Source organism: Nonomuraea sp. NPDC001831 (assembly GCF_042892035.1).
GTDB lineage: Bacteria > Actinomycetota > Actinomycetes > Streptosporangiales > Streptosporangiaceae > Nonomuraea.
This window is the reverse complement of record NZ_JBIATU010000002.1, coordinates 379,604-403,623: the sequence shown is the minus strand read 5'-3', so window position 1 is coordinate 403,623 and position 24,020 is coordinate 379,604. Positions and strand designations below refer to the sequence as shown.

24 protein-coding genes are annotated in these 24,020 nt (G+C 72.2%); 9 read left to right on the top strand and 15 right to left on the bottom strand.

Annotated elements, in window-relative coordinates; all coding sequences use genetic code 11:
* Nucleotides 1-750: 750 nt before the first annotated feature.
* Complete coding sequence (locus ACFYYW_RS07440) at nt 751-1,338, top strand: TIGR03086 family metal-binding protein (protein WP_364416207.1); 588 nt, start codon at nt 751-753, stop codon at nt 1,336-1,338.
* A gap of 214 nt (nt 1,339-1,552) precedes the next feature.
* On the opposite strand, the gene recQ is transcribed toward ACFYYW_RS07440, so the two are convergent.
* On the bottom strand, nt 1,553-3,391 hold the full coding sequence (gene recQ, locus ACFYYW_RS07435; protein ID WP_387646130.1) for a DNA helicase RecQ: 1,839 nt from the start codon (nt 3,389-3,391) through the stop codon (nt 1,553-1,555).
* 64 nt (nt 3,392-3,455) lie between these two features.
* The gene (locus tag ACFYYW_RS07430) at nt 3,456-4,676 is read right to left on the bottom strand and encodes an MFS transporter (protein WP_387646128.1); all 1,221 of its coding nucleotides are present in this window, start codon (nt 4,674-4,676) and stop codon (nt 3,456-3,458) included.
* Between the two features lie 75 nt (nt 4,677-4,751).
* Here ACFYYW_RS07430 and ACFYYW_RS07425 point away from each other — a divergent pair, with 75 nt between their 5' ends.
* From ACFYYW_RS07425 to ACFYYW_RS07415, 3 genes are all read left to right on the top strand, one after another.
* Entirely contained in the window at nt 4,752-5,513 is a 762-nt protein-coding gene (locus tag ACFYYW_RS07425) for an SDR family oxidoreductase (RefSeq protein WP_352320078.1), read from the top strand.
* Between the two features lie 28 nt (nt 5,514-5,541).
* Entirely contained in the window at nt 5,542-5,787 is a 246-nt protein-coding gene (locus tag ACFYYW_RS07420; protein WP_352320080.1) for a type B 50S ribosomal protein L31, read from the top strand.
* A gap of 154 nt (nt 5,788-5,941) precedes the next feature.
* Entirely contained in the window at nt 5,942-6,181 is a 240-nt protein-coding gene (locus ACFYYW_RS07415) for a DUF3040 domain-containing protein (protein ID WP_387646125.1), read from the top strand.
* A gap of 30 nt (nt 6,182-6,211) precedes the next feature.
* Here the strand turns inward: ACFYYW_RS07415 and ACFYYW_RS07410 are convergent, their stop codons facing one another.
* The 4 genes from ACFYYW_RS07410 to ACFYYW_RS07395 form a co-directional block, all read right to left on the bottom strand.
* A complete protein-coding gene (locus ACFYYW_RS07410) occupies nt 6,212-6,481 on the bottom strand; it encodes a DUF6343 family protein (protein WP_387646122.1) in 270 nt (89 codons plus the stop codon).
* Between the two features lie 12 nt (nt 6,482-6,493).
* On the bottom strand, nt 6,494-7,195 hold the full coding sequence (locus ACFYYW_RS07405; RefSeq protein WP_387646120.1) for a maleylpyruvate isomerase family mycothiol-dependent enzyme: 702 nt from the start codon (nt 7,193-7,195) through the stop codon (nt 6,494-6,496).
* Nucleotides 7,196-7,212: 17 nt separating this feature from the next.
* Nucleotides 7,213-7,896, bottom strand: coding sequence for a DUF4344 domain-containing metallopeptidase (locus tag ACFYYW_RS07400; protein WP_387646117.1), 684 nt, complete (start codon nt 7,894-7,896; stop codon nt 7,213-7,215).
* A 170-nt stretch (nt 7,897-8,066) separates the two neighbouring features.
* Nucleotides 8,067-8,807: a hypothetical protein gene (locus ACFYYW_RS07395; RefSeq protein ID WP_352320088.1), complete on the bottom strand. Its 741-nt coding sequence runs from the start codon at nt 8,805-8,807 to the stop codon at nt 8,067-8,069.
* 190 nt (nt 8,808-8,997) lie between these two features.
* Between ACFYYW_RS07395 and ACFYYW_RS07390 the strand changes: the two genes are divergently transcribed.
* Together ACFYYW_RS07390 and ACFYYW_RS07385 are read left to right on the top strand one after the other, a co-directional pair.
* On the top strand, nt 8,998-9,870 hold the full coding sequence (locus ACFYYW_RS07390) for a PfkB family carbohydrate kinase (RefSeq protein WP_387646114.1): 873 nt from the start codon (nt 8,998-9,000) through the stop codon (nt 9,868-9,870).
* Nucleotides 9,871-10,061: 191 nt separating this feature from the next.
* Complete coding sequence (locus ACFYYW_RS07385) at nt 10,062-11,051, top strand: LacI family DNA-binding transcriptional regulator (RefSeq protein ID WP_387646112.1); 990 nt, start codon at nt 10,062-10,064, stop codon at nt 11,049-11,051.
* 96 nt (nt 11,052-11,147) lie between these two features.
* Here the strand turns inward: ACFYYW_RS07385 and ACFYYW_RS07380 are convergent, their stop codons facing one another.
* Entirely contained in the window at nt 11,148-12,020 is an 873-nt protein-coding gene (locus tag ACFYYW_RS07380; RefSeq protein ID WP_387646109.1) for a LysR family transcriptional regulator, read from the bottom strand.
* Between the two features lie 82 nt (nt 12,021-12,102).
* On the opposite strand from ACFYYW_RS07380, the gene ACFYYW_RS07375 reads away from it, so the two are divergent.
* Nucleotides 12,103-12,864, top strand: a complete 762-nt coding sequence (locus ACFYYW_RS07375; RefSeq protein ID WP_352320098.1) for an SDR family oxidoreductase — start codon at nt 12,103-12,105, stop codon at nt 12,862-12,864.
* Nucleotides 12,865-12,876: 12 nt separating this feature from the next.
* Here the strand turns inward: ACFYYW_RS07375 and ACFYYW_RS07370 are convergent, their stop codons facing one another.
* Genes ACFYYW_RS07370 through ACFYYW_RS07345 form a run of 6 tightly spaced genes read right to left on the bottom strand, consistent with a single transcriptional unit; the run spans nt 12,877 to nt 19,197 of the window.
* Nucleotides 12,877-13,764, bottom strand: a complete 888-nt coding sequence (locus ACFYYW_RS07370; RefSeq protein WP_387646106.1) for an aminoglycoside phosphotransferase family protein — start codon at nt 13,762-13,764, stop codon at nt 12,877-12,879.
* Nucleotides 13,751-14,746 carry a LacI family DNA-binding transcriptional regulator gene (locus ACFYYW_RS07365; RefSeq protein ID WP_352320101.1) on the bottom strand — a complete coding sequence of 332 codons (996 nt, stop codon included), beginning with the start codon at nt 14,744-14,746 and terminating at the stop codon, nt 13,751-13,753. Before ACFYYW_RS07365 ends, ACFYYW_RS07370 begins: the two co-directional genes overlap by 14 nt.
* A 32-nt stretch (nt 14,747-14,778) precedes the next feature.
* A complete protein-coding gene (locus tag ACFYYW_RS07360) occupies nt 14,779-16,149 on the bottom strand; it encodes a GH1 family beta-glucosidase (RefSeq protein ID WP_387646102.1) in 1,371 nt (456 codons plus the stop codon).
* Nucleotides 16,146-16,949 (bottom strand): carbohydrate ABC transporter permease, encoded by an 804-nt coding sequence (locus ACFYYW_RS07355; RefSeq protein ID WP_352320105.1) that lies wholly within the window; start codon nt 16,947-16,949, stop codon nt 16,146-16,148. The genes ACFYYW_RS07360 and ACFYYW_RS07355 overlap by 4 nt, the downstream gene beginning before the upstream one ends.
* Complete coding sequence (locus ACFYYW_RS07350; protein ID WP_352320107.1) at nt 16,946-17,905, bottom strand: sugar ABC transporter permease; 960 nt, start codon at nt 17,903-17,905, stop codon at nt 16,946-16,948. The genes ACFYYW_RS07355 and ACFYYW_RS07350 overlap by 4 nt, the downstream gene beginning before the upstream one ends.
* Nucleotides 17,902-19,197: an extracellular solute-binding protein gene (locus tag ACFYYW_RS07345; protein ID WP_387646098.1), complete on the bottom strand. Its 1,296-nt coding sequence runs from the start codon at nt 19,195-19,197 to the stop codon at nt 17,902-17,904. The genes ACFYYW_RS07350 and ACFYYW_RS07345 overlap by 4 nt, the downstream gene beginning before the upstream one ends.
* A 161-nt stretch (nt 19,198-19,358) precedes the next feature.
* Between ACFYYW_RS07345 and ACFYYW_RS07340 the strand changes: the two genes are divergently transcribed.
* Nucleotides 19,359-20,378, top strand: a complete 1,020-nt coding sequence (locus ACFYYW_RS07340; protein ID WP_387646095.1) for an alpha/beta hydrolase — start codon at nt 19,359-19,361, stop codon at nt 20,376-20,378.
* On the opposite strand, the gene ACFYYW_RS07335 is transcribed toward ACFYYW_RS07340, so the two are convergent.
* Together ACFYYW_RS07335 and ACFYYW_RS07330 are read right to left on the bottom strand one after the other, a co-directional pair.
* A complete protein-coding gene (locus tag ACFYYW_RS07335; RefSeq protein ID WP_387646092.1) occupies nt 20,362-21,258 on the bottom strand; it encodes a serine/threonine-protein kinase in 897 nt (298 codons plus the stop codon). The two genes, ACFYYW_RS07340 and ACFYYW_RS07335, sit on opposite strands and share 17 nt — an antisense overlap.
* A 38-nt stretch (nt 21,259-21,296) precedes the next feature.
* Nucleotides 21,297-23,156, bottom strand: coding sequence for a class I SAM-dependent DNA methyltransferase (locus ACFYYW_RS07330; protein WP_387646089.1), 1,860 nt, complete (start codon nt 23,154-23,156; stop codon nt 21,297-21,299).
* 75 nt (nt 23,157-23,231) lie between these two features.
* On the opposite strand from ACFYYW_RS07330, the gene ACFYYW_RS07325 reads away from it, so the two are divergent.
* Nucleotides 23,232-24,002, top strand: a complete 771-nt coding sequence (locus tag ACFYYW_RS07325; protein ID WP_357970990.1) for a protein phosphatase 2C domain-containing protein — start codon at nt 23,232-23,234, stop codon at nt 24,000-24,002.
* The last annotated feature ends 18 nt before the right edge of the window (nt 24,003-24,020 follow it).

The following is a 24,020-nucleotide window of genomic DNA, read 5'->3' as shown; positions in this document are numbered from 1 at the left end:
CCTCACCCCCGCACTCGACCTCCCCCTCCCGCCACCGGTACCAGGGCTCGGGCGGGCGTCGATGCTCAGGGTGGCGGTGGGGGTCAGGCTCGGGCCAGGGAGGGGGCCGGCGCCGGTGCTCGGGCCGGAGGCGGCGGTAGGGGTGGCGTCGGCGGTAGGGGTGGCGTCGGCGGTCGGGCCGGAGGCGGCGGGCGGAGTGGCGTCGGCGGTCGGGCTTGAGGGCCCGCTCCCGTCTCCGCTCGGCGTGATGCCCGAAGACGCGCTCACCGAGGACCCGGCGCCGCCCTCACCTCCGTACGAGGACCCGGCGCCGCCCTCACCTCCGTACGAGGGCCCGGCGCCGCCCTCACCTCCGTACGAGGACCCGGCGCCGCCACTTGCCCCCGTCGCCGTCCCGGAACCCCCGGCCGTCGCACACCCGGCCCCCGCCAGAAGCGCCGCCACCGCAACCACCGCCATCTTCCTCATGCCCTCACCTACCCCCCACCCGCTCGAAAGGTTCCAACGGGGGAGCACCAGGCCCGACCAGCGGCACCCGCTCGTTGCCGATCCAGGACGATCCGGCCGCCGCACCAGAAGCCCGCACTCGCGCTCCTCCCGGCGCCCCCCGGACGGCGCCATCGTGCCGCCGCCGGCGACCGCTGGAGGGCCCCGCCCATCCGCTCTGCCCGCCGGGCGTGAACGGCACATCGTCGCCAGGGCCGATGATTTTCCGCTTCCCTCAAGGTCTGTATGTATCGAGGAGGCGACATGGACGAACGGGCACGGGCGTTGACGGCAGGGGTGGCGTTGCTGGAGCGGGCCATCCACTACACCTTGGGCAGCCTGCGCGTGGTGAGCCCACACGTCCTGTGCCGGCCCACCCCGTGCTCCCGCTGGAACCTCCAGGAGCTCCTGGACCACATGCAGGACTCCTTCGAGGCACTGAACGAGGCCGCGCTCGGCCGCATCGCCACCGCCCGCAGGCCGGTGCCGGTCGGCGGGCCGGCGTCCGGGAACCCGGCGCTGCTGCTCAGGGACGGCGCGACGGAGGTGCTCGGCACGTGGACGGGCACGATCCGGGCCGGGATGATCGCGGTGGGGAACGTGCCCATGACGACGCCGATGGTGGCCGCGGCGGGCGCCATCGAGATCACCGTGCACGGCTGGGACATCGCGCGGGCCTGCGGCGAACGCCGCCCGATCCCGCACGCCCTCGCCGAAGAGCTGCTGGACCTGGCCCAGCTCTTCGTCACCGACGAGGACCGCCCGTTCCGGTTCGCCGCCCGGCTGCGGCCGCCCCCGCTGGGCACCGCGCAGGACCACCTTCTCGCCTACCTCGGCCGCGACCCGAACTGACGGCATGACCGGCCCCCCACCCGGCGGCGGCACCCCGTACGATCAAAGAGGGACACCGGGGCCCGGCATCCGTCCGGCCGGTCGCGGGCCACGCGCCTCGACCAGGTCGGCCAGCGTGATGGCGACGACCGTTCTTCGTGCGGCCGTCGCCATCACCCCGAACCGTGGCCCGCCCAACGCCAAGCGGAGCCGGACAGAGCTGACCGGGACGGCGTCAGGCGTCTTCGGCGCCCGCCGCCCCGACCACCTCCAGGACCTGCTCTCCGTATTTGGCGAGTTTGTTCTCCCCGACCCCGTTGACCCTGCTCAGCTCCGCCAGCGAGGACGGCGACGACGTGGCGATCTCCCGCAGGGTGGCGTCGTGGAAGATGACGTACGCGGGCACGCCCTGCTCCTTGGCGACCGCGCCCCGCCAGGCCCGCAGCCGCTCGAACAGCGGCACCGCCTCGGCGGGCAGCTCGGCGGCCGGCTGGCCCTTCGCCCCGGACGACCCGGACGACGACCTGGACGCCCGCGACGCCGGACGGGCCGTGTCGCGGCGCAACGGCACCTCCCGCTGCCCGCGCAGCACGTCGGCGCTGGCGTCGGTGAGCACCAGCGTGCCGTGGTCGGACTCCACCGCGAGCAGGCCCTGCGCCAGCAGTTGCCGGACCACGCCGTGCCACTCGGCGTTGCCCAGGTCGGTGCCCACGCCAAAGACGGACAGCGAGTCGTGGCCGTGCTGGAGCACCTTGGCCGTCTTCTTGCCGAGCAGGATGTCGACCACCTGCCCGACGCCGAACTTCTGGCCGCGCTCCCGCTTCAGCCGCAGCACGGTGGACAGCACCTTCTGGGCGGCGATCGTGCCGTCCCAGGACTCGGGCGGGCTCTGGCAGGTGTCGCAGTTGCCGCAGGGTTCGGCGCCCTTCTGCCCGAAGTAGTCGAGCAGCATGACCCGGCGGCAGCCGGCGGTCTCGCACAGCGCCAGCATCGCGTCGAGGTGGAGGACCTGGCGGCGGCGGTGGGCCTCGTCGCCCTCCAGGGCCATGCGTCGATGCTGGACGACGTCTTGCAGGCCGTAGGCCATCCAGGCGGTCGCGGGCAGGCCGTCGCGCCCGGCGCGGCCGGTCTCCTGGTAGTAGCCCTCGACCGACTTGGGCAGGTCGAGGTGGGCGACGAAACGCACGTCGGGCTTGTCGATGCCCATGCCGAACGCGATGGTGGCCACCACGATCAGCCCGTCCTCCCGCAGGAAGCGGGACTGGTGGGCGGCGCGGGTGCGGGCGTCGAGGCCCGCGTGGTAGGGCACCGCGGCGATGCCGTGGTCGGTCAGGAACGCGGAGATCTTCTCCACCGACGAGCGCGACAGGCAGTAGACGATGCCGGAGTCGCCCGGGTGCTCGGTGCGCAGGAAGTCGAGGAGCTGCCGCTTGGGGTCGCTCTTGGACGTGATGCGGTATTGGATGTTGGGCCGGTCGAAGCCGGCCACGAAATGGCGGGCCTGGTCGAGGCCGAGCCGGGTGGAGATCTCGGCGTGGGTGGCCGGGGTGGCGGTGGCGGTCAGCGCGATGCGCGGCACCTGCGGCCAGCGCTCGCGCAGCTCCGACAGGGCGAGGTAGTCGGGGCGGAAGTCGTGGCCCCACTGCGCCACGCAGTGGGCCTCGTCGATGGCGAACAACGAGATCTCGCCCTTGGCCAGCAGCCGCATCGTGGCTTCGACGCGCAGCCGCTCGGGGGCGAGGTAGAGCAGGTCGAGCTCGCCGGCCAGGAACTCCGCCTCCACGAGCTGGCGCTCGTCGAAGTCCTGGGTGGAGTTGAGGAAACCGGCCCGCACGCCGAGCGCGCGCAGCGCATCGACCTGGTCCTGCATGAGCGCGATCAGCGGCGAGACGACGACCCCCACCCCGGGGCGTACGAGCGCGGGGATCTGGTAGCACAGCGACTTGCCGCCGCCGGTGGGCATGAGCACCAGCGCGTCGCCGCCGCCGACGACGTGGTCGATGATCTCCTGCTGACCCGCCCTGAACGAGTCGTAACCGAAGACGCGGTGGAGAGCCTCGGTGGGGGTATCCATGCGGCTACCTTACGTGGTCGTCGGCCGACGTTCCGTCAGTTCCGCCGACGGCGGACCGCGGGTCTCAGGTCGGCTCGGCTGGCAACGCGGCCTGTCGCTCCGGCGCCCGCCCGTACCGATCGTAGGCCACCAGCGAGAGCGCTCCGAGCACGCAGGCCGCCGCCACCGAGGCCATCACCGCCGGGTATCCGGCGACCTGCGCCACCGCCGCCGACAGCAGCGGGGCCACGGCCTTGGACACCGTGACGGGCAGGGCGAGCGCGCCGCTCAGCGTCGCGTACGCGGCCGTGCCGTACCGGTCGGCCAGCAGGGCGGGACGGGCGATCGTGGCCACCCCGAACCCCAGCCCGAACAGCACCACTCCGGCCACCGCCCCGGCCGCGCTGTCGCCCGCCAGCGGCAGCAGCAGCGCGGCCACCCCCTGGACGGCGAACATCACCGCCGTGACCAGCGCCACCGGCCACCTGCTCTGCAGCCCCGTCGTGACCAGCCGCCCGGTCACCGACAACACGCCGAGCAGCCCGGCCACGCTCGCCGCGAATAACGGCGGATGCCCGAGCGCGATCAGGTACGTCACCAGCAGCACCCCCATGACCGCCACCGCGCCCGTCTGGGCCAGGAAGGCGGCCACCAGCAGCCAGAACGGCCGTTCGCGCAGCGCGGAGCCGACGATCGCGCGACGCCGGGCCGGCGGCGCGGACGTCCCCCGCCCCCGCACGGCCAGCGCGTGCAGCGGCACGGCCGTCAGCGTGTACCCGGCGGCCAGGACGACCAGCGCCTGCCGCCAGCCGTACCGGTCCACGAGGAACCCCGTCAGCGGCAGGAAGATGCTGGAGGCGAACCCGGCCACCACCGTCACGGCGAGCAGCGCGCGCGCCCGCCGGGCCGGGTCGAAACCGGCGACGATCACCGCGAAGGCGGCCTCGTAGAGCACCATGGCCGAGGCGATCCCGAGCGCCGCGCACGCCAGGTAGAGCTGCGTCACGGTGCGCACCTGCGACCAGGCGAGCACCGCGAGCCCGCCCAGCAGCGATCCGGCCGTCATCAGCGCGCGCCCGCCGTGCCGGTCGAGCAGGCGTCCGACGAAGGGCGCGACCAGCGCGGACACCAGCACCGACACCGTGATCGCGCCGGTGAGCTGGGCGACCCCGGTCCGCAGGTCGCGGGCCATCGGCGGGATGAACACCGAGAACGCGTAGTAGAGCACGCCGTAGCCGGCCGTCTGCGTGATCGCGAGCGCCCCGACCACGCGGGCCGGCGACCTCGGACCGGATACGGCGATCACGTCCTGGTTCGTTCCCGTTCACCAGCCGGAAATACGGTGAGAAGGGTCACTCCGGGAGCGAGTAGCGTCGGACGCATGAGTCTTTCCTACGTGGTGACCGGCGGCGGGCGTGGCATCGGGAAGGCCGTGGTCCAGCGGCTCCTGGGGGAGAAGGACACCGTCGTCGTCATCGACCGCGACGGCGGCTCGCTGTCCTGGACGGGCCCCCGCGTCATCCCCGTGGTGGGCGACGCGGCCGACGAGGAACTGGTCTCCTGGGCCGCCGACCGGGCCGAGGAGGCCGGCACGCTGGCGGGCTGGGTCAACAACGCGGCGATCTTCCGGGACGCCTCCGTGCACGACGCCCCGATCGCCGAGGTCAGGCAGCTGATCGCGGCCAACCTGGACCTGGCGCTGGTGGGCTGCGCGGTCGCCGTACGCCGCTTCCTCGCGGCGGGCACGCCGGGCGCGATCGTCAACGTCACCTCCCACCAGGCCACGCGGGCGGTCCCCGGCAGCCTGCCCTACGCCACCGCGAAGGCCGCGACCGAGGGCCTGACCAGGTCGCTGGCCGTCGAGTACGGCCGGTACGGCATCAGGGTCAACGCCGTCGCGCCCGGCTCGGTGGCCACCGAACGCTACGAGGACTTCCTGGCCTCCAGGACCGCGGACGAGGTGGTGGACGTCGAGCGCGAGATGGCCAGGGTGCACCCCCTGGGCCGGGTCGCCTTCCCCGGCGAGGTGGCCGCGGTCGTGGCGCACCTGCTCTCGCCGGACGCCTCGTTCGTCAACGGGGCGACGATCCCCGTGGACGGCGGCCGGACCGTGCTGGGGATGGACCCTGAAGCGAGGGAATGAAAACCATTGCCACCGGGTTGAGAGGGGCATGAAGAAGAACCTGCACCCCTCGTACCGTCCGGTCGTCTTCCGCGACCCGAGCGCCGGCTTCGCCATCCTCACCCGCTCGACCCTGACGAGCAGCAGGACCGTCGAGTGGGAGGACGGCAGGACCTACCCGGTCGTGGACGTCGACGTGTCGTCGGCCAGCCACCCGTTCTACACCGGCCGCAGCCGCGTCCTCGACACCGAGGGCCGCGTCGAGCGCTTCAACCAGCGTTACGGCAAGAAATGACAGCCAAGGCTTGACCCGCCCCCGTCCGTTCCGCGCCTTCCGGCCGGAACGGCCGGGGGTTTCGGCATGTCACGCCAAGGAGGCGCCGGGCGGGCATGCCGGGGCTACCGGTGGGTACAAGGCTTTCACCGGCGTGGGAGCAATGGTGATCGCGATGGGTCTCTCTGGAAGGGAACGCCGCATCCTCGCTGAGATCGAGCAGGGGCTCGAACGGGACGACCCCGAACTGGCCCGGCGCGTGGCGGCGATCAACAGGATCGAGTCCGAGGGCATCGACTACCCGCAGGCCTACGGTGACCGGCTGCGAGTGTGGGCGCTGACCCATGTCTGGATCATCTTCGGGGTGGCCGCCGCGGTGATCCTGCTGCTCCTGCTGGCCGTGCTCACCACGTGACCCGCCGTGGTCACGACCTGACCCACCGTGCTAGCCGTCTGACCGGCCGTGCCCGCCGCCTGACGGCCCGGCGCGCCGGCGTCTGAGCACCGCCAGGTCCACGGCGGCCACCACGGCCACCGCGGCGGCCAGGGCGGCCTCCCAGACCCACACCTGCTCACCCGTGGCCATCGCGCGGATCACGAAGAAGACCGCCGCGGCCGCGGCGACCACCAGGGCGATCCACGACAGGACCCGCCTCGCGCGCAGCGGGCTGCGCGCCGTCACCGGCTCGGTGCCCGCGCGGTTACGCAGCCACATCCCGCTCTCCTCTCAGGCCAGGCACCGCAGCGCGGCGGCGACCCGCGGGTCGAGCCCGTCGGTCGGCAGCCGCCCCACGGTGGCCTCCACGAACTCCGGGTACGACAACGACGCGCTGCCCTGGTCGACGCTCACCCAGATCTGCTCGGCCGTCTGCTCCACCTGCGCCCTCGACTCCTGCTCGGCCAGCACGAACCGCCCGACGGCGACCCGCCAGAACGTCCGGTCGTCGATCTCCTCCTGCGCCACCGGCGCGCCGACGTCGTCGGCGTGGGTGGCGTACTCGGAGTCGTAGTGGAAGGTCTGCAACCCCGCCGGGTACGGGCCCGCCGCCGTGTCGATCAGCGCGTCGGGGCCGAGGGCGCGCATACGCTCGCGCGTCTCGCCGTTCTTGGTGCGCCACTCCTGGAGCACCTCCTCGACGGGCACGTCGCGGCGCTGCCGTACGGACCACTCGTTGAAGTCGTTGAACCCGGTCACCCCCTCGGCGGCCACCCGGGTCAGCAGCTCCTGCACGGTGCCGTCGAGACAGGCGTGGTTGTACGCCTCCTCGCCCGCCAGATGGGCCAGCACGTCGCGCACCGACCACCCGGCGCAGCGGGACGGACGCGCCCAGCCCGCCTCGTCGAGCCCGTCGAAGAACCGGTCGAGCCGGGCCGCCTCGGTGTCGAAGATGTCGAACGGGTCGAAGTCCCTGAGCAGCTCCTCAGCCATACATCCGGACGTACCCCTCAGGCCCCGACTTTCACGGCCAGCGCCCCCAGTTCCGCCCTGGCCCGCTCGTACTCGGCGCGGCACGACGGGACGCGCTGGGCCGGCACCCAGCCGCCCTTGGCGATGCGGGCGTACTTGACGGGGTCGGCGCCGTACAGGAGGCAGGCGAACGTGGCGGCGGCGGCCGTTCCCGACAGGTGGTCGGCGTGGGTGTGGGCGGCCAGCAGGTGGCGGGCCTCGGCGGCGGCCACCACGTGGCCGCCGTCGCGGGCGGCGAGCGTCAGCGCGGCGAACCGGTCGGCCTGCGGCTCGCCGGCGGGCAGGCCGTTGAGGGCGGCCAGGGCGTGGCCGAGCTGGTGGTGGTAGAGGGCGGCCAGCGCGCCGTCCACGCGGATGGCGGTGGTGCGCCGGTCGGCCTCCTCCGTCTCGGAGATGCCGGTGAGCGTGCGGTCGATCTTGGCGACCAGCGAGTAGCAGATGGTGATCCGCCGCCGGTCGCCGTTCCAGGTGGCGCGGGGGGCGTCGCAGCCGCGGGCGACGACCTGGACGCCGCCGAGCCGGGTGCGCAGCACGCCGCTGTCCTTCAGGAGCTTCCTCGCGTGCTGCTCGCGGGCCGTGCCGGCGGGTTCGTAACGGACCGAAGGGGCCGCCCCCAACGTGCTCGTCAGGCTCAGGACGAGGGCGATCAGGGGGTGGGGCATGTGGGAGCTCCTGTCGGATCGACGCCGGGGACCGCGAGGCGGCGGGTCGCCTCTTTTGCAAATGGGTCAGTCCATGCGGCGATCCGCTGATCGATAAACCTCTCCGGCAAAAGAATCCGGAAAAGCCGGAGGCCCGGCTCCCCGCAGGGGAACCGGGCCTCGGCGATCAATCAGTGGTGGTGCCAGGAGCGGTAGACCTTGACGTAGTCACGACGGCTCTCGGAGCTGTTGAGCTCGTCGTCACCCTCGAAGACGGCCTTGAACGTGCCGCTCTTCCAGGCGCGGGTCTTGGTGGCGAACTTGCCGCCCCAGGACGTCTTGGCCGAGGCGACCCACTTCCAGCCGCTGGAACCGTCGGCGCGGTAGTAGACGCTGACCTTCTCGCCGCGCAGGCCCTCCCAGCCTTCGTCATCGACCTGAAGGCGACCGGAGAAGTAGATCGAGCGGCCCTGACGGACCTTGTAGGGGTCGGCCGTGAAGCGCGTGATGCGGGTGTCGGCCTTGCCCTTCTGGATCTCGACGGCGAAGAACGCCGAGTCGGTGGCGACCTGCTTGTTGTCCTTGTCGAAGGCCACGGCGGTGGCCTTCCACTTGCCGGCGAAGTCGCCCTCGGTGAACGGGACGGCGAAGCGCCAGCCCTCGAGGTCCTTGACGTCCTTGGCACGGAAGGTGCGGACGTCGCCCTCCGGAGCCACGCTCAGCGTGACCTTCTTGACGTCGGAGCTGGCGCCGATGTCGAAGTACGCGGTGGTCTCGCTGCCGGCCTTCACCACGACCGGGTTGGGGGTGATGTCACGGATCTTGAGTTCGGTGGCGTGCTTGGTCGCGGTGGCGGAGGCGGCGCCCGCGCCGGAAACCAACATGGCCCCGCCGACGAAGGCGGTGATGATTCCTACTGCGATCTTTCTCATGAGGGTGCTGATTCCTCTCCCCGTATCGACTCGAAGCCGGCACCGGGGCGCGCCGGCTTCCTCTACTACTTTGAGGCACGAGTTGGGGAAAAGGTTCGCTAAAGATACAGAAAATATTTGATCACGGCCTCAACCAGGACTTATGCGAAAAAATCAATCCGCGCAGTCGTGACCAACTACAGTCTGGCTCATGACGGACGTCTACGCGCTCGGCGAGCCGCTCGGGGTGGTCTCCAGCGGCCGGGTGCGGCACGAGAACGAGGCCAGACTGGACGTCTGCGGCCCCGAGTTCACCCTGGTGATCGCCCTGTCCAGGCTGGGCCACCGATGCGCGTACGCCGCCCGGGTGGGGGACGACGAGCTGGGCGCCAGGGCGCTGACCGTGCTCAAGGGCGAGGGCGTGGACGTCGAGGACGTGCGGGTGGTCGAAGGGGCGCGTACCGGGATGGTGCTCAGGGAGGTGCGCGTCGGCCGCGAGCCGGTGACCGCCCAGTACCGCACCCGCTCGGCCGGGTCCCGGCTGTCGCCCGGCAACGTGCCGATGGACCGGGTGGGCGCCGCCAAGATGCTGCACGTGACGGGCGTCACGGCGGCCCTGGGCAGGGACGCGCTCGACGCCGTGCACGCCGCCATGAGCGCGGCCCGGACGGCCGGGGTGATGATCTCCTTCGCCGTCGACTACGTGCCCGAGCTGTGGCCCTCGGTCCGGGAGGCCGAGGAGGTGCTCGGCGAGCTGGCCTGCCGGTCCCACCTGCTCTTCCTCGCCCAGGACGAGCTGGACCTGGTCAAGCCGGCCCTCACCCCCGAGCGCGAGGTGGTGGTCGACCGGGGCGCCAAGGGCGCCAGCGTGCGCGCCGACCGCATGCGTTACGACGTGGCCGTCCCGCAGGTGCCCGTGGTGGACATGGCGGGCGCGGGGGAGGCGTTCGCGGCCGGTTACATCAGCGCCGCGCTCGACGGCCTGACGCCGCAGGAACGGCTGCACCGGGGCGCGCTGCTGAGCGCGGCGGCGATGACGAGTGTGAGCGACTGGCAAGGCTTGCCGTCCAGGGCGGAGTTGTGACGCAGGATTTCGCAACCGCTTGACGTGATTGCGCAAACATTTGACTGGCCATTGTCGTGCGGCACTCCACATTTCCCCCGTCCGATGCGCCGAAATTGCCGGGAAGGCCGCTCTGGGCGGGAGCGGGAAGGGGTGGCGAGGGTTACGTAAGTGATCGCAAGCGCTTGCGCGGGAGGCCGTATAGTTTGCGCATGACGCGACGACTCGCAGAGGTGGCGAAGAAGGTCGGGGTGAGCGAGGCGACGGTCAGCCGCGTGCTCAACGGCAAGCCGGGTGTGTCCGACGCCACCCGCGAGGCCGTCCTGACCGCGCTCGACGTGCTCGGCTACGAACGTCCCACCCAGTTGCGCGGCGACCGCGCCCGCCTGGTCGGACTGGTGCTCCCCGAGCTGCAGAACCCGATCTTCCCCGCCTTCGCCGAGGTCGTCGGCGGCGCGCTGGCCCAGCAGGGATTCACCTCGGTGCTCTGCACCCGCACGGTCGGCGGCGTCTCCGAGGCAGACTACGTCGATCTGCTGCTCCAGCAGCAGGTCAGCGGCGTGGTCTTCGCCGGCGGCCTCTACGCCCAGGCCGACGCCTCGCACGACCACTACGAGCTGCTGCACGAGCGCAAGCTGCCGACCGTCCTGGTCAACGCGGCCGTCGAGCGGCTGGACTTCCCGCAGGTCTCCTGCGACGACGTGGTGGCCGCCGAGATGGCCCTGTCCCACCTGCGCGCGCTCGGCCACGAACGCGTCGGCATGGTGCTCGGCCCGAAGGACCACATGCCCTCCCGGCGCAAGCTGGAGACGTTCCAGGCCCGCGGCGGCGACCCGCGGCTGGTCGAGCACACGATGTTCTCCCTGGAAGGCGGGCACGCGGCCGCGTCCAGGCTGGTCAGACAGGGTGTGACCGGCGTGATCTGCGCCAGCGACCTGCTCGCGCTCGGCACGGTCCGGGCGGCCAGGCGGGCCGGCCTCGACGTCCCGGGGGACGTCTCGGTCATCGGCTTCGACGACTCGGCGCTGATGAACTGCACCGAGCCGCCGCTGACCACGGTCCGCCAGCCGATCGACGCGATGGGCCGGGCCGCCGTCGACCTGCTGGTGGCCCAGATCGACAAGGCCGTGGTGCCCGCCGACGAGCTGCTGTTCGAGCCGGAGCTGGTGGTCAGGGCCTCGACGGCGCGGGCCCGCGGCTGACCGGAGCCGCCGTGCGAGCGAGAGGCTGACGGAGTCGTCCCGACAGCGTCGCCGTCCACGTCGAGGAGGCCCGCGCCACCATTCCGACCTGACCCCTCACGCGCACAGGCAGCGGACGAACTCCCGCACCAGCGCGCGCACCGACGGCCTGCGGTCGTCGCGCCGCCAGACGATGGCCAGCCTGCTCGGCGGCAGGCCGGTCACCGGCCGCGCCACCACGTCGTCGCGCCGGTAGAGCTCGGCGTTCCCGGCCGAGACCAGCGCGACGGCCCGCCCGGACGCCACCACCTCGAACGCCTCCTCCGCCGTCTCCGCCTCCGCCCCGACCAGCGCCGGGCCGGTGCGCCGGTCGGCGGCCAGCCAGAAGTCTCGCATCGGCCCCGCCGTGCGCGGCAGCGCGACGAACGGCTCGCCGGCCAGCTCGGCCAGCCCGACCTCCGCCCGCCCGGCCAGCCGGTGCCCGGCGGGCAGCGCCACCCACCGCTCCTCGGTGCTGACCACCGTCCAGTCGTAGACGCCGTCGCCGGGGACGGGCAGCCAGGCGACCGCGACGTCCACCTGCCCGTCGCCCAGCCCCACGGTCGGGTCGGCCCAGGTGATCTGGCGGAAGCGCAGCTCCCACCCCGGCAGCGCCTCCACGATGGACGGCACCAGCCCCCGCCCGATCCGCGTCTGGAACCCCACGGTCAGCGTGCGCTCCTCGCGCGCCGAGGCCACCGCGCGCCGCGCGTCCTCCCAGTGCTCGATGATCTGCCGGGCCAGCGGCAGCAGCGCGGCCCCGGCGGCGGTCAGCGCGACGGTCCGCCGGTCGCGGTCGAACAGCCTGGCCCGCATGGACAGCTCAAGCTGCCTGATCTGCCTGCTCAGCGAGGGCTGGGAGATGAACAGCCGCTCGGTGGCCGCCCGCGTGAAGCTCAACTCCTCCGCGACCGCCACGAAATACCGCAGATCCCGGATATGGGCATCCATAGCAAGAAGCTATAACAGCCGGTCTTGGACGCCCGCGACGTCCCCGCCGCACGATGGAGCTCCACCGATGAAGGAGCACGCATTGAGTGAGTTCGCAGGCAGGACCGCGCTGGTCACGGGGGCCTCGCGCGGCATCGGACGGGCCGTGGCGCGACGCCTGGCCGCCGGCGGCGCCCGGGTGATCGTCCATTACGCCACCAACGACGACCTGGCCAAGGAGACGGTCGCCGAGATCGAGCACGCCGGCGGCCAGGCGTACGCCGTCAAGGCCGCCTTCGAGGACGGCGTGGACGCCCTGTTCGACGGACTGCGCGACGACCGGCTGGACATCGTGGTGAACAACGCCGCCATCCTGGGCGGAGTGCTGAACTCGGTCACGCCCGAGCAGTTCGACCGGGTGTTCGCGGTGAACGTGCGGGCGCCGTACTTCGTGATCGAACGGGCGCTGCCGCTGCTGAACGACGGCGGCCGGATCATCAACGTGTCCTCGGCGGTCGTGCGCATCGCGCTGCCCGACGTCGTGTACTCGATGACCAAGGGCGCGCTGGACACGCTCGGCTTCACCCTCGCCCCGCTGCTCGGCCCGCGCGGCATCACCGTGAACACCGTCTCCCCGGGCGTCACCGAGACCGACATGAACGCCTGGCTGCGCGAGGACCACGACGGCGTCGCCGAGCGGCGCGTCACCGAGGTCACCGCGCTCGGCCGCATCGGCCGTCCCGAGGACATCGCCGACGCCGTGGCGCTGCTGGCCCGGCCGGACGCCCGGTGGATCACCGGCCACGTGCTCGACGCCACCGGCGGCTACTTCCTCGGCCCGGCGCAGGGCGTCGTACCGGTCTGAGAACGGCCCGGGTCAGCGGCCGGCGGGCTCGCGCAGCCATTCGTCGAGGACGGCGCGGGCGGCGGCCCGCTCCTCGGGGAAGCGCCGCGCCCTGACCAGCGTCCATAGGACGGCCTGCAGCGCCCGCGCCTCCGCGAACACCGCCAGGGCCGGGTCGCCGGGATCGGCGCCGTAGGCGCGCACGGCCGCGCGGCCGTCGAGCCGCACGGTCCCGAGCAGGCAGGCCAGGTCCCAGCCCACGGGCCCGTACGTGGTCTCCTCGAAGTCGTTCCACAGCAGGCCGGCGGGCGTGACCAGCAGGTTGCCCGGATGGGCGTCGCCGTGCACGGCCTGCCCGCCCTCCGGCAGCCGGGCCGCCAGCCCGGCGCGGGCCTCGGCGAGCCGGGCCGACACCGCCGGCTCCAGGTCGGCGGCGAGCACCCGGAGCAGGTGACCGGGCTCGTCGAGGACCGGCCCGAGGCGCGGCAGCGCGCCCGGATAGCCGCGCAGCGCCTCGTGCAGCTCGCGCAGCGCCCGCCCGAACACCTCGGGCGTCACCGGCCGCGACCCGTCGTGCTCGACGTGCCGCCAGTACGACACCAGCGCCCCGCCGCGCTCGTGCACCCGCGCGGGCAGCAGGTCGCTCGGCGGCACGACCGGCGCACCGCGCTCGTGCAGGAACGACACGACCGCCAGCTCCCGCCGCATCGCCTCCTCGGGCCGGAGCCGGGCCAGGGCGGTGACCGTGGGCACCCGCGCCACGACCGGCGCCGGCCGCAGGTGGACGCGCAGGTTGTAGGAGTCCTTCAGCACGACGGGCTCGCGCACCGTGAGGCCGTGCTCCTCGGCCACCGCGACGGCGGCGGCCACGGCCTCGCCGGCGGAGATCACCCGGGCGGCGGCGGGCTCAGGCCGACTCACGGACCACCAGCTCGGTCGGCAGGATCACCGGCTCCCGCGAGCCGCCCTCGAACAGGCCGAGCAGCAGCCGGACCATGGCCGCCGCCTGCTCGGCGATCGGATGGCGCAGCGTGGTCAGCGGCGGCTCGGTGTACTTGGCCGCCTCGATGTCGTCGAACCCCACCACCGCGACGTCGTCGGGCACCCGCCGCCCGGCCTGGCGCAGCGCCTGCAGCGCGCCGACCGCCATCAGGTCGTTGCCCACGAACACGGCGTCGAGCGCGGGGTCGTCACCGAGGAGCTGGCGCATCGCGATCGCGCCCGACTCCCGGGTGAAGTCGCCCACGGCCACGATCGAGCGGCGGTCGGAGTCGCGCAGCACGTTGCGGTAGCCGGTCAGGCGGTCCTGGCCGGCGATCATGTCCTGCGGGCCGGCGATGGTGGCGATCCTGCGCCGTCCGGACTCGACCAGGTGCCGGACGCCCGCCTCGGCCCCGCCCACGTTGTCGTTGTCGACGAACGGGATGTCGACCGGCACGGCCGGCCGCCCGTAGGAGACCACGGGCACGCGCAGGCGCGACAGCGCGGCCGGCAGCGGGTCGGCGCCGTGCATGGAGATCAGCATGACGCCGTCGACGTGGCCGCCCGAGATGTACCGCTCCACCCGGGCGTGGCTCTTGGGCGAGGAGGCCAGCATCAGCACGACCTGCTTGTTGACCGCCTCCAGCTCGTAGCTGGCCGACCTGATCGCCGTGGAGAACATCGGGTCCTCGGAGAAGACCCGGGTGCCCGGCTCGCTGACGACCAGGGCGATCGAGTCGGTGCGCTGGGTGACCAGGCTGCGCGCCGCCGAGTTGGGGATGTAGCCCAGCTCGTCGATGGCGCGCTGCACGGCGTCGCGGATGTGCGGCGCGACGGTCGTCTGGTTGTTGACGACCCTGGAGGCGGTCGCGCGGGAGACGCCCGCGCGGGCGGCGACCGCCTCCAGCGTCGGGCGTCTCATGACTGCACCAAGAGGGAGAGCACGGAAAAAATCTACAGGCCGTTCCTGCCGATCACGTCGCGGTACCACAGGGCGCTGTCCTTGGGCACCCGGGTCTGCGTCGCGTAGTCCACGTGCACGATGCCGAACCTGCGCCGGTAGCCCTCGGCCCACTCGAAGTTGTCCAGCAACGACCACACGAGGTATCCGCGCAGGTCGGCACCCGCCTCGACGGCCCGGTGCAGCTCGCGCAGATGCCCGTCCAGGTACGCCACGCGCTCGTCGTCGTGCACCCTGCCGTCCTCGACCCGGTCGTCGAAGGCCGCGCCGTTCTCGGTGACCATGAGCCCGACCTGCGGATAGTCCTTCGAGAGCCGGACGAGCAGCCGGGACAGGCCGTCGGGCACGATCGGCCAGCCCATCGCGGTGACCGGCGCGTCCGCCGTGGTGAAGCGCACGCCGTCGGAGCCGGGCCAGGCGGCGTCGGCGGGCAGTCCCGGGCCCGACTCGACCACGCACGGGTTGTAGTAGTTGACGCCGACCAGGTCGATCGGCACGTTGATCAGCTCCAGGTCGCCGTCGTGCACGTGCGCGGTCCCGCCGTTGCGGGCCGCCGCCGCGAGGACCTCCTCCGGGTACCTGCCGTGCACCGCGGGGTCGAGGAACTGCCTGGTCAGCAGGGCGTGGACACGTTCGGCGGCGGCCGCGTCCGCCTCGCCGGCGACCGCCGTAGGGTCGTTGACCTGGGCCGGGGTGAGCACGGGCGCGGAGTTGACCACGAGCATGATGCTGCGCGCCCCCGCCGCCCGCAGCCGGCTCGCCGCCAGGCCGTGGCCGAGCAGCAGGTGGTGGGCCGCGCGCATGGCCTGGCCCGGGTCGCGGCGGCCGGGCGCGTGCACGCCGTTGCCGTAGCCGAGGAAGGCCGAGACCCAGGGCTCGTTGAGCGTCGTCCAGTGGGTCACCCGGTCGCCGAGCCGGTCGTGCACGGCCTGGGCGTAGTCAGCGAAACGGTAGGCCGTGTCGCGGTTCGTCCAGCCGCCGTGGTCTTCGAGGGCTTGGGGAAGGTCCCAGTGATAAAGCGTGACATAGGGCGAAATTTCGGCGGCTAGTAGTTCATCTACGAGCTTGTCGTAGAAGGCGAGGCCGCGCGGGTTGATCGGCCCGGCTCCCTCCGGCTGCACGCGCGGCCACGCCACCGAGAACCGGTAGGCCCGCAGCCGCAGCTCGCGCATCAGCGCGACGTCGTCCTTGTACCGGTGGTAGTGGTCGCAGGCCACGTCGCCGGTGTCGCCGCCGGCGACCTTCCCGGGGGTGTGGGAGAAGGTGTCCCAGATCGACCGGCCGCGCCCGTCCTCCTTGACCGCCCCCTCGATCTGGTAGGAGGCCGTGGCGGCTCCCCAGACGAATTCCTCGGGAAACTTCATCCCTTAACAGCTCCTTGCATGATTCCACCGATGATTTGCCTGCCGAACAGCACGAAGACCGCCACGAGCGGCAGGACGCCGACCGCCGTGCCCGCCAGGCCCAGCACGTAGTCGTTGACGTAACCGCTGGCCAGCGTGGACAGCGCCACCTGGACGGTCGGGTTGTCCGGGTTCAGCACGACCAGCGGCCAGAAGTAGTCGTTCCACGCCGACATGAACGTCAGCATGCCGAGCACGGCCGCCGCCGGCCGCGCGGCGGGCAGCACGACGTGCCAGAACAGGCCCCATGTCGTGCACCCGTCCACCCGCCCGGCCTCCAGCAGCTCGTCGGGCAGCGCCCGGGTCAGGTACTGGGTCATGAAGAACACCCCGAACGCGTTGACCAGCGCCGGCACGATCAGCGCGTAGTCCGTGCCGGTCCACTCCAGTTTCACCATGAGCAGGTAGAGCGGGATGATGCCGAGCTGGGCCGGGACCATCATGGTGGCCACGGTGATCACCAGCATGGCGTTCCTGCCCCGGAACCTCAGCTTGGCGAAGGCGAACCCGGCCAGCGTCGAGAAGAACATCACCGCGACCGCGATCGAGCCCGCCACGATGACCGAGTTCAGCAGCGCCAGCCCGAACGGCACGGTGTCGAACACCCGGGCGACGTTGGCGAGGAGGTTCCCGCCGGGCAGCAGCGGCGGCGGGACCTCGGCCAGCGCCGAGTTGTGCCGCGAGGCCACCACGACGCTGTAGTAGAGCGGGAAGGCGGAGAAGAAGGCGACCGCGATGAGGGTCAGGTAGCGCAGTCTCATGTCGTGCCGCCCTTCACCCGGCGGCTGATCAGGAAGTTGATCCCGGCGGCGACCACCACGACCAGGAACATCAGCCAGGACGCCGCCGAGGCGTATCCGAAGTCGAACTTGGTGAAGCCCTGCTCGTAGACGAACAGCGCGAGCGTCTGGTACTGGCGGTCCGGGCCGCCGCTGGCCGCGCCGCCGCCCGCGCCGCTGCTCTGGCCGAACAGCAGGGGCTCGGCGATGATCTGCATCGCGCCGATCGTGGAGACGATGACGACGAAGATGATCGTCGGCCGGATCATCGGGATGGTGATGCGGCGCAGCTGGGTGAAGCTGCTCGCGCCGTCGAGGGTGGCGGCCTCGTACAGCTCGCGTGGCACGGCCTGCATGGCGGCGAGGAAGATGAGCGCGTTGTAGCCGGTCCAGCGCCACATGATCATCACGGAGAGCGCGATGTGCGAGGTGGCGGTGCCGGCCGCCCAGTCGATCTTCCCGATCCCGACCCACGACAGCACCCAGTTGATCAGCCCGAAGTCGCGGCCGAAGAGCTGACTGAAGATCACCACCACCGCCACCACGCTGGTGACGTTGGGCAGCAGCATCGAGATGCGCAGCAGCGTCTGGAAACGCAGCCGCCGGTTCAGCAGGTGGGCCAGCCAGACGGCCAGCAGGAGCTGCGGCACGGTGGACAGCACGCCGATGGACAGCGTGTTGAAGGTGGCGTTCCAGAAGTAGCCGTCGGCCAGCAGCGTCTGGAAGTTCTTCGCGCCGACGAACGTGTGCTCCTCCGACAGCAGGGTCCAGTCGTGCAGGCTCACCCAGGCCGTGTAGACCAGCGGGAACAGCCCGAAGGCGCAGAAGAGCAGGAAGAAGGGGGCGACGTAGGCGTACGGCGACACCCTCACGTCGAGGGTGTGCCGCACGCCACGCCGCCGGTGCCGGGCCGGCGCCGACAGCGGGAGCGTACTCATTTGATCTTCTGGACGTCCTGGAGGACCTGCGCCCACGCCTCGTCGGGCGTCTGCTTGCCCTGCTCGACCCGGCCGAGCCCGTTGCCGATCGCCACCCGGACGTCGGCCTCCTTGGGGCCGAGGTGCTGCGGCTTGAGCGCCTTGGCGGCGTCGGAGTAGATCTTGCCGATGGGGGCGTCGCCGAAGAACGGCTTGGTGAAGTTCTGGATCGAGGGGTCGTCGTACAGCGCCGGGATCGACGGGAACGTGCCCTCCTCCTTGAACACCTTGGCCTGGTTCTCCTTGGAGGTCAGGAAGTCGATCAGCTCGGCCGCCTCCTTCGGGTGCTTGCTCTGCTTGGGCACCATCAGATGCGAGCCGCCGCTGTTGCCCGAACCGCCCGGCACGGTCGCGATGTCCCACTTGCCGGAGGCGTCCTTGGCCTGCTCCTGGATGAACCCGGTCATCCAGGCGGGGCAGATGATCGTGGCGAACGAGCCCTTGGCGAAGCCGGTGTTCCACGGCGGGGTGAAGGCGGCCAGCTTGGCGGTCAGGCCCTCCTGGGTGAGCTGGTTGGACAGGTCCCACGCCTTCTTCACGTCGGGGTTGCTGTCCACGATGATCTTGTCCTGGGCGTCGTACAGGCCGACCGGAGCCTGGTTGACCATGGCGCGGAAGATCTCGCCGGGGGAGTCGACGAACTTGGCGCCGGCCACGTTCGCGGCGCCGAACTTCTTGCCGGTCTCGATGTACTGCTCCCAGGTGGGCCAGAGAGCGCTCACCGCGGCCCGGTCGCTCGGCAGCCCGGCCTTCTTGAACAGGTCCTTGCGGTAGCACATGGCCAGGCCGCCGACGTCGGTGCCGAGGCCGAGGAGCTGCTGTCCGTCCTTGCTGAGGCCCTGCTGCCACTTCCAGTCGAGGTAGTCGCCCTGGCGTTTGTCCAGCCCGTACTGCTTGAGGTCGACGAACTTGCCGGGCTGGGAGGTGAAGGTGCTGATGTAGCCCACCTCGACGGCCTCGACGTCACCGGCGCCGGCGTTCGTGGCCAGGCGCTTGACCAGGTTGTTGTGGTGGTCGTTGAACTGGGTGACGGCCTCGGTGATCTCGATGTTCGGGTGGGTCTTCTTGTACTCCTCGTAGAGCGGCTTGAAGCCGAAGTCGCCGAAGAGGCCGATGGACAGCTTGATCTTCTCGCCGGGCTTGGCGCTCGCCTCGGTGGTGGGGCCTGCGCCGCCGCCACCGCAGGCCGTCGCCAGCGCGAGCAGGGACGCGGCGAGCACGGGCAGGGCGAGCCGCCGGACACGAGGGGTCATGGAAACCCTCCTGGGGGAGAACGGGGGATGTGAGAGAGCGCTCTCTCGCCAGATTCGCGGCCGTCACGCCGCCCTGTCAACGGGGTCCGCATAACGATCGGCGTTACCGAGAGAGCGCGTTCAGGGCCGGGCCGGGAGCGGGTGGGGTAGGGTGCTGCAACGTGTCCGACCGGACTGAGGAGCGGCCCGCCGTGACGAGCGACCTTCCGCCCGAGACCCTGCAGGTTCCGCGCCCCGGTGCGCCCGGCCCGAGCGGCACCCCCGTCACGCCCGTCACGCCCGTCGTCGCCCGGCTCGACGACGAGCACGACGCGGTCACGTTCCTGTGGCACGGTCCGGCCCGCGAGGTGCGCGTCCTGGCCGGCAGGCTGCGTCCTGACGGCGCCGACGCCCTGCTGGAGCGCGCGCCGGGCCTCTGGAGCCGCACGTTCCGCGTGCGGCGCGGCTGGCGCGCCTCCTACCGCCTCCAGGTGGACGGCGCGCAGGTCGCCGACCCGCTCAACCCCCGCCTGTGGCGGGGCTTCTCGATCGCCGAGACGACCCCGTCGTCACCGTGGCTGGTCCCCGGCCGACGCCGCCACCGGCTCGTCCGCGAGCCCGCCGGGTTCCGGTACGAGCCCGCTCTCCCGCCGGTCGGCTCGCTGGTCGCGCTCGACGGCGAGGAGTGGACCGAGGACCTGCCCGTCATCCTCGACAACCTCATCGCCGCCCGTCGCATCCCGCCGGTCCGGGCCTGGCTGGTCGAGTCGGGCCCTGAGCGCACGGCCCGGCTCACCTGCGACCCCGGGTTCGTGGACGCCCTGCCCCACGACGGCTTCACCGTGATCGCCGGCCAGAGCCTCGGCGGGCTCACCGCCGTCTACGCCGCCCACCGGCATCCCGGCAGGTTCGCGGCGGCGGTGTCGCAGTCGGGCTCGTTCTGGTGGCCGGACGGCCCCGAGCCCGAATGGCTGACGGGCGAGCTGGCCAGGGGCCCGGCGCCGCGCGCGCACCTCCAGCTCGGCAGCCTGGAGGACGACGACATGCACGGCCCGACCGAGCGGCTGCGGGCCGTGCTCGGCGCGGCGGCGGACTACCGGGAGTTCGAGGGCGGCCACGACCGCTACTGCTGGCGCGACCGCCTGGGGGACGCTCTGATCGCCGCCTTCGCCGGGCTCGGGGGCGCTACGTCCGGCGGCTGAGCACGCGGCCCACCATGCGGGCGTACATGCGGCCGGGGCTCGGCGCCTCGGTCAGGAAGCCGGGCAGCATCGGCAGCTCGACGGCGAAGGGGGCCAGCCGCTCGTACAGCTCGTCGGCGTCGGCCGGCCGGTTCTCCGGCTGCTTCTCCAGCAGCTCGGCCAGGAGCGCGCCCAGCTCGTCGGGAAGCCCGGGGATGGCCGGCGGACGCTCCTTGACCTGCTGCTCGAACACCACGTAGTCGGTCGGCCCGGTGAAGAGCTGGTGCCCGGTCAGCATCTCGTGCAGGACGCAGCCGAGCGAGTACAGGTCGCTGCGCGGCTCGGCCACGCCGTGCTGGATCTGCTCGGGGGCCATGTACGCCGGCGTGCCGAGGATCTGGCCGATGCGGGTGAACGTGGTGACGTCGGCGTCCCGCAGCAGCGCGAGCCCGAAGTCGAGCACCTTGACGCTGCCGTCGGGGCAGAGCATGAGGTTGGTCGGCTTGAGGTCGCGGTGGCAGATCGCCAGGGCGTGGGCCGCCGACAGCACGGCGCACGCCTGGGCCGCGATGGCCGCCGCCCACGGCACCGGCAGCGGGCCGTGCTCGCTGACCACGTCGGCCACGGTGACGCCCTCGATGAACTGCATCACCTGGTAGAGCCGCTGCTCGTGGGTGCCGAAGTCGTAGAGCACGGGCGCGCCCGGATGTTCCAGCCTGGCCAGGATGCGCGCCTCGCGGATGAACCGGCGTTCCAGCTCGTGGTCGGGGCCGCTCGGCAGCCTGAGCAGCTTCACCGCCACCCTGCGGTCGAGGTGGCGGTCGTGGCCCGCGTAGACCGCGCCCATCCCGCCCTGCCCGAGGGGGAGGTCGTCGAGCTCATAGCGGTCGCCGATGACCATTCGCCCCTCCACGCAGCCTTTCGGGAAAAACTACACCGTCAGGACTGCGGGTGCAGATGGCCGTCGGCCAGACCGTCGAGGCCGAGCCTGATCAGCGTGCGGCCGAGGGTCGACGTCTCGCGCAGCGCGTCCTCCAGCACGGCCAGTTGCCTGAACGCCTCCCCGTACGCCTTCTGCTCCTTCAGCGACAACCGCGGCACGCGGGTGCGGCGCACGTCGAACCTGCTGGACCCGGTGGTCACCCGGCCGCCCGCGGCCCGCAGGAAGCCGGCCAGGAAGTCGGGGTCGAGCCGGCGGGCGTCGACCCGGTAGAGGGTCAGGTGGGGGCCGAGCACCGCGCCGCCCTCGGTGATCACCCGCACCCCGGAGTAGGAGGCCACCACGTCGCCAGGACGGATCACGATCAGGCCGGGCTGCATGGCGGTCAGGCCGGAGGGCGCGCCGCCGCGCAGCACGTCGTCGGCCGTGAGCACGGCCACGTCACCCCCGTCGGCGGCCATCTTGGGGGGCGCCTGGGACGTGCTCACCAGGCCCTCCTTGATCAGGTCGCCCAGCGTCGTGGACGGCTGGTCGAGCGGCTGGTCGAGCACCTTCAGGTCGGGCGGGACGGCCGCGGCGGCCAGGAACCGGTCGCGGGCCTGCGCGAAGGCGCGGCCCACGTCGTCGCGGCGCTGGTGGCGGGCCGGGGTCATGTCGACCTCGTCGGCCAGCAGGTCGATGATGCGCACGGTCTGGTCGGAGCGGTCGTCGAGGTAGGCCAGCCAGGCGGCCTCGACCGGCGCCAGGTCGGCCGTCGCGTCGAGGATGAGCACCTCCGACGGCGGCCGCTCGCCCGCCTTCGGCCGGCGCAGCAACCACAGGTCGGAGCCGGGCAGCGCCACCACCGCGCGCAGGGCTCCGGCGCGCAGCAGGTTGGCCCTGATCCGGCGGCCCGCCTTGCGGCTCGCGGCGGCCGGCGGCATGAGCACGGCGACCAGGCCGCCGGGCCGGACGTGGGTGAGGCAGTGCTGGACCCAGGCCAGCTCAGGCTCGCCGCGCGGCGGCAGGCCGTGCTCCCAGCGCGGATCGCCGGTCAGCTCCTCGTAACCCCAGGCCCGCTCGTTGAACGGCGGATCGCACACCACGGCGTCGGCCTTGACCTCGGGGAAGCCGTCGAGCCGCATGGAGTCGCCGGCCACGATGTCGGCCTCGATGCCGCGCAGCCGCAGGCGGGCGGCGGTGATGGCGGCCGAGGTCTCGCTGAGCTCCTGCCCGAGCACCCGGGCGGGCCGGCCCGGCGGCGGGTCGTCGCCCGCGGCGGGCGCGGGGTCGCCGGGAACGGCTTCGGACCGTTCCGCCCCGCCGGGCAGCGCGGTGGGCGGCGTGGGAGGCAGGGTGCCGGCGGGCGGCAGGAGCAGGGTGCCGACCCCGCAGGCCGGGTCGAGGACGGTGGCGCCCTCGGCCCGGACCAGCCGCAGCATCAGTTCGGCCACGTCGTGGCGGGTGACCGAGAGCTGGCGGGAGTGGGCCTCCAGGTAACGCTCGCAGAGGAACTCGTAGGCCGTGAGCGCGCCGTGGCGCTCGGCCAGCTCCGACACGAGCCCGGCCAGCTCGGGCTCCAGCTCGCTCTCACCGCTGGTCAGCAACGTTCCAGCCTGGGCGACCAGCTGGCCCAGCCGCAGATCGCCGGCGGCTTTCAGGCGTTGCCACACCCGATCTCCCAGCGAGACCTGGTAGGACTTCCCATAGCGGCGCAGCCAGGACTCGACCTGCCGCAGCGAGAACAGCGGCTGGTTCGCGGTTCCGCCGATCGGCTGGGGGAAGTCGTCGTGGCGGCGGCGCCAGTTGCTCACCGCGGCACGCCCGACACCGGCGAGCCGGGCGATGTCCCCGGCGTTCACGGTCGGGTCGTGGCTCATGAGGCCACAGTAGTTCACAAGAGTCTTCAGCGCATCTGCTTGTGAAGTCTTTCAACCAATGATTTACTGCTGGGTATGAAGCACAACATCCGCTATGCCGCCGGATCAGACGTGGGCCGTCGCAGGGAGCAGAACGAGGATTCCGGCTATGCGAGTGGCCGGTTGCTCGTGGTTGCCGACGGCATGGGCGGGCACGCGGCAGGCGAGCTGGCGAGCTCGGCGGCGATCGCCGTCATGCGCGAGCTGGATGCCACGCTTCCCGAGACCGGCTCGGACCTGGAGGCGGCCCTGGAGGGCGCCGTGCACGAGGCGGCCCGCAGGCTGGTCGAACTGGCCGACATCGACCCCGCCCGCCGGGGGATGGGGACCACGGTGACCGCCATGCTGTGGGACGGCTACCGGTTCGCCCTTGCTCATCTGGGTGACTCCCGCGGATACCTGCTTCGTGATGGTGCGCTCTATCAGATGACCAAGGATCACACACTTGTGCAGTCGATGGTGGACGAAGGGCGGATAACGGAGGATCAAGCCGCCGTGCACCCCCGGCGTTCCATGGTGCTGCGCGTCCTGGGCAGCGAGGGCAGGGCCGAACCGGACATGGCGCTGCGCGAGGCCGAGCCTGACGATCGTTACCTCCTCTGCTCCGACGGGCTCACCACCGTGCTCGGGCCCGAGGTCCTGCACGAGGTGCTGACCACGGTGGCAGACCCGGCGGCGGCCGTCCAGCGGCTCATCGACCTGGCGAACGAGGGCGGCTCGCCCGACAACGTCACCGTGATCGTGGCCGACGTGGTGGCGCCGGGCGCGGGCGAGGTGAGCGTCTACCGCGTGGGCGCGGGGACCTGACGAGCGGCGCACCGCCCG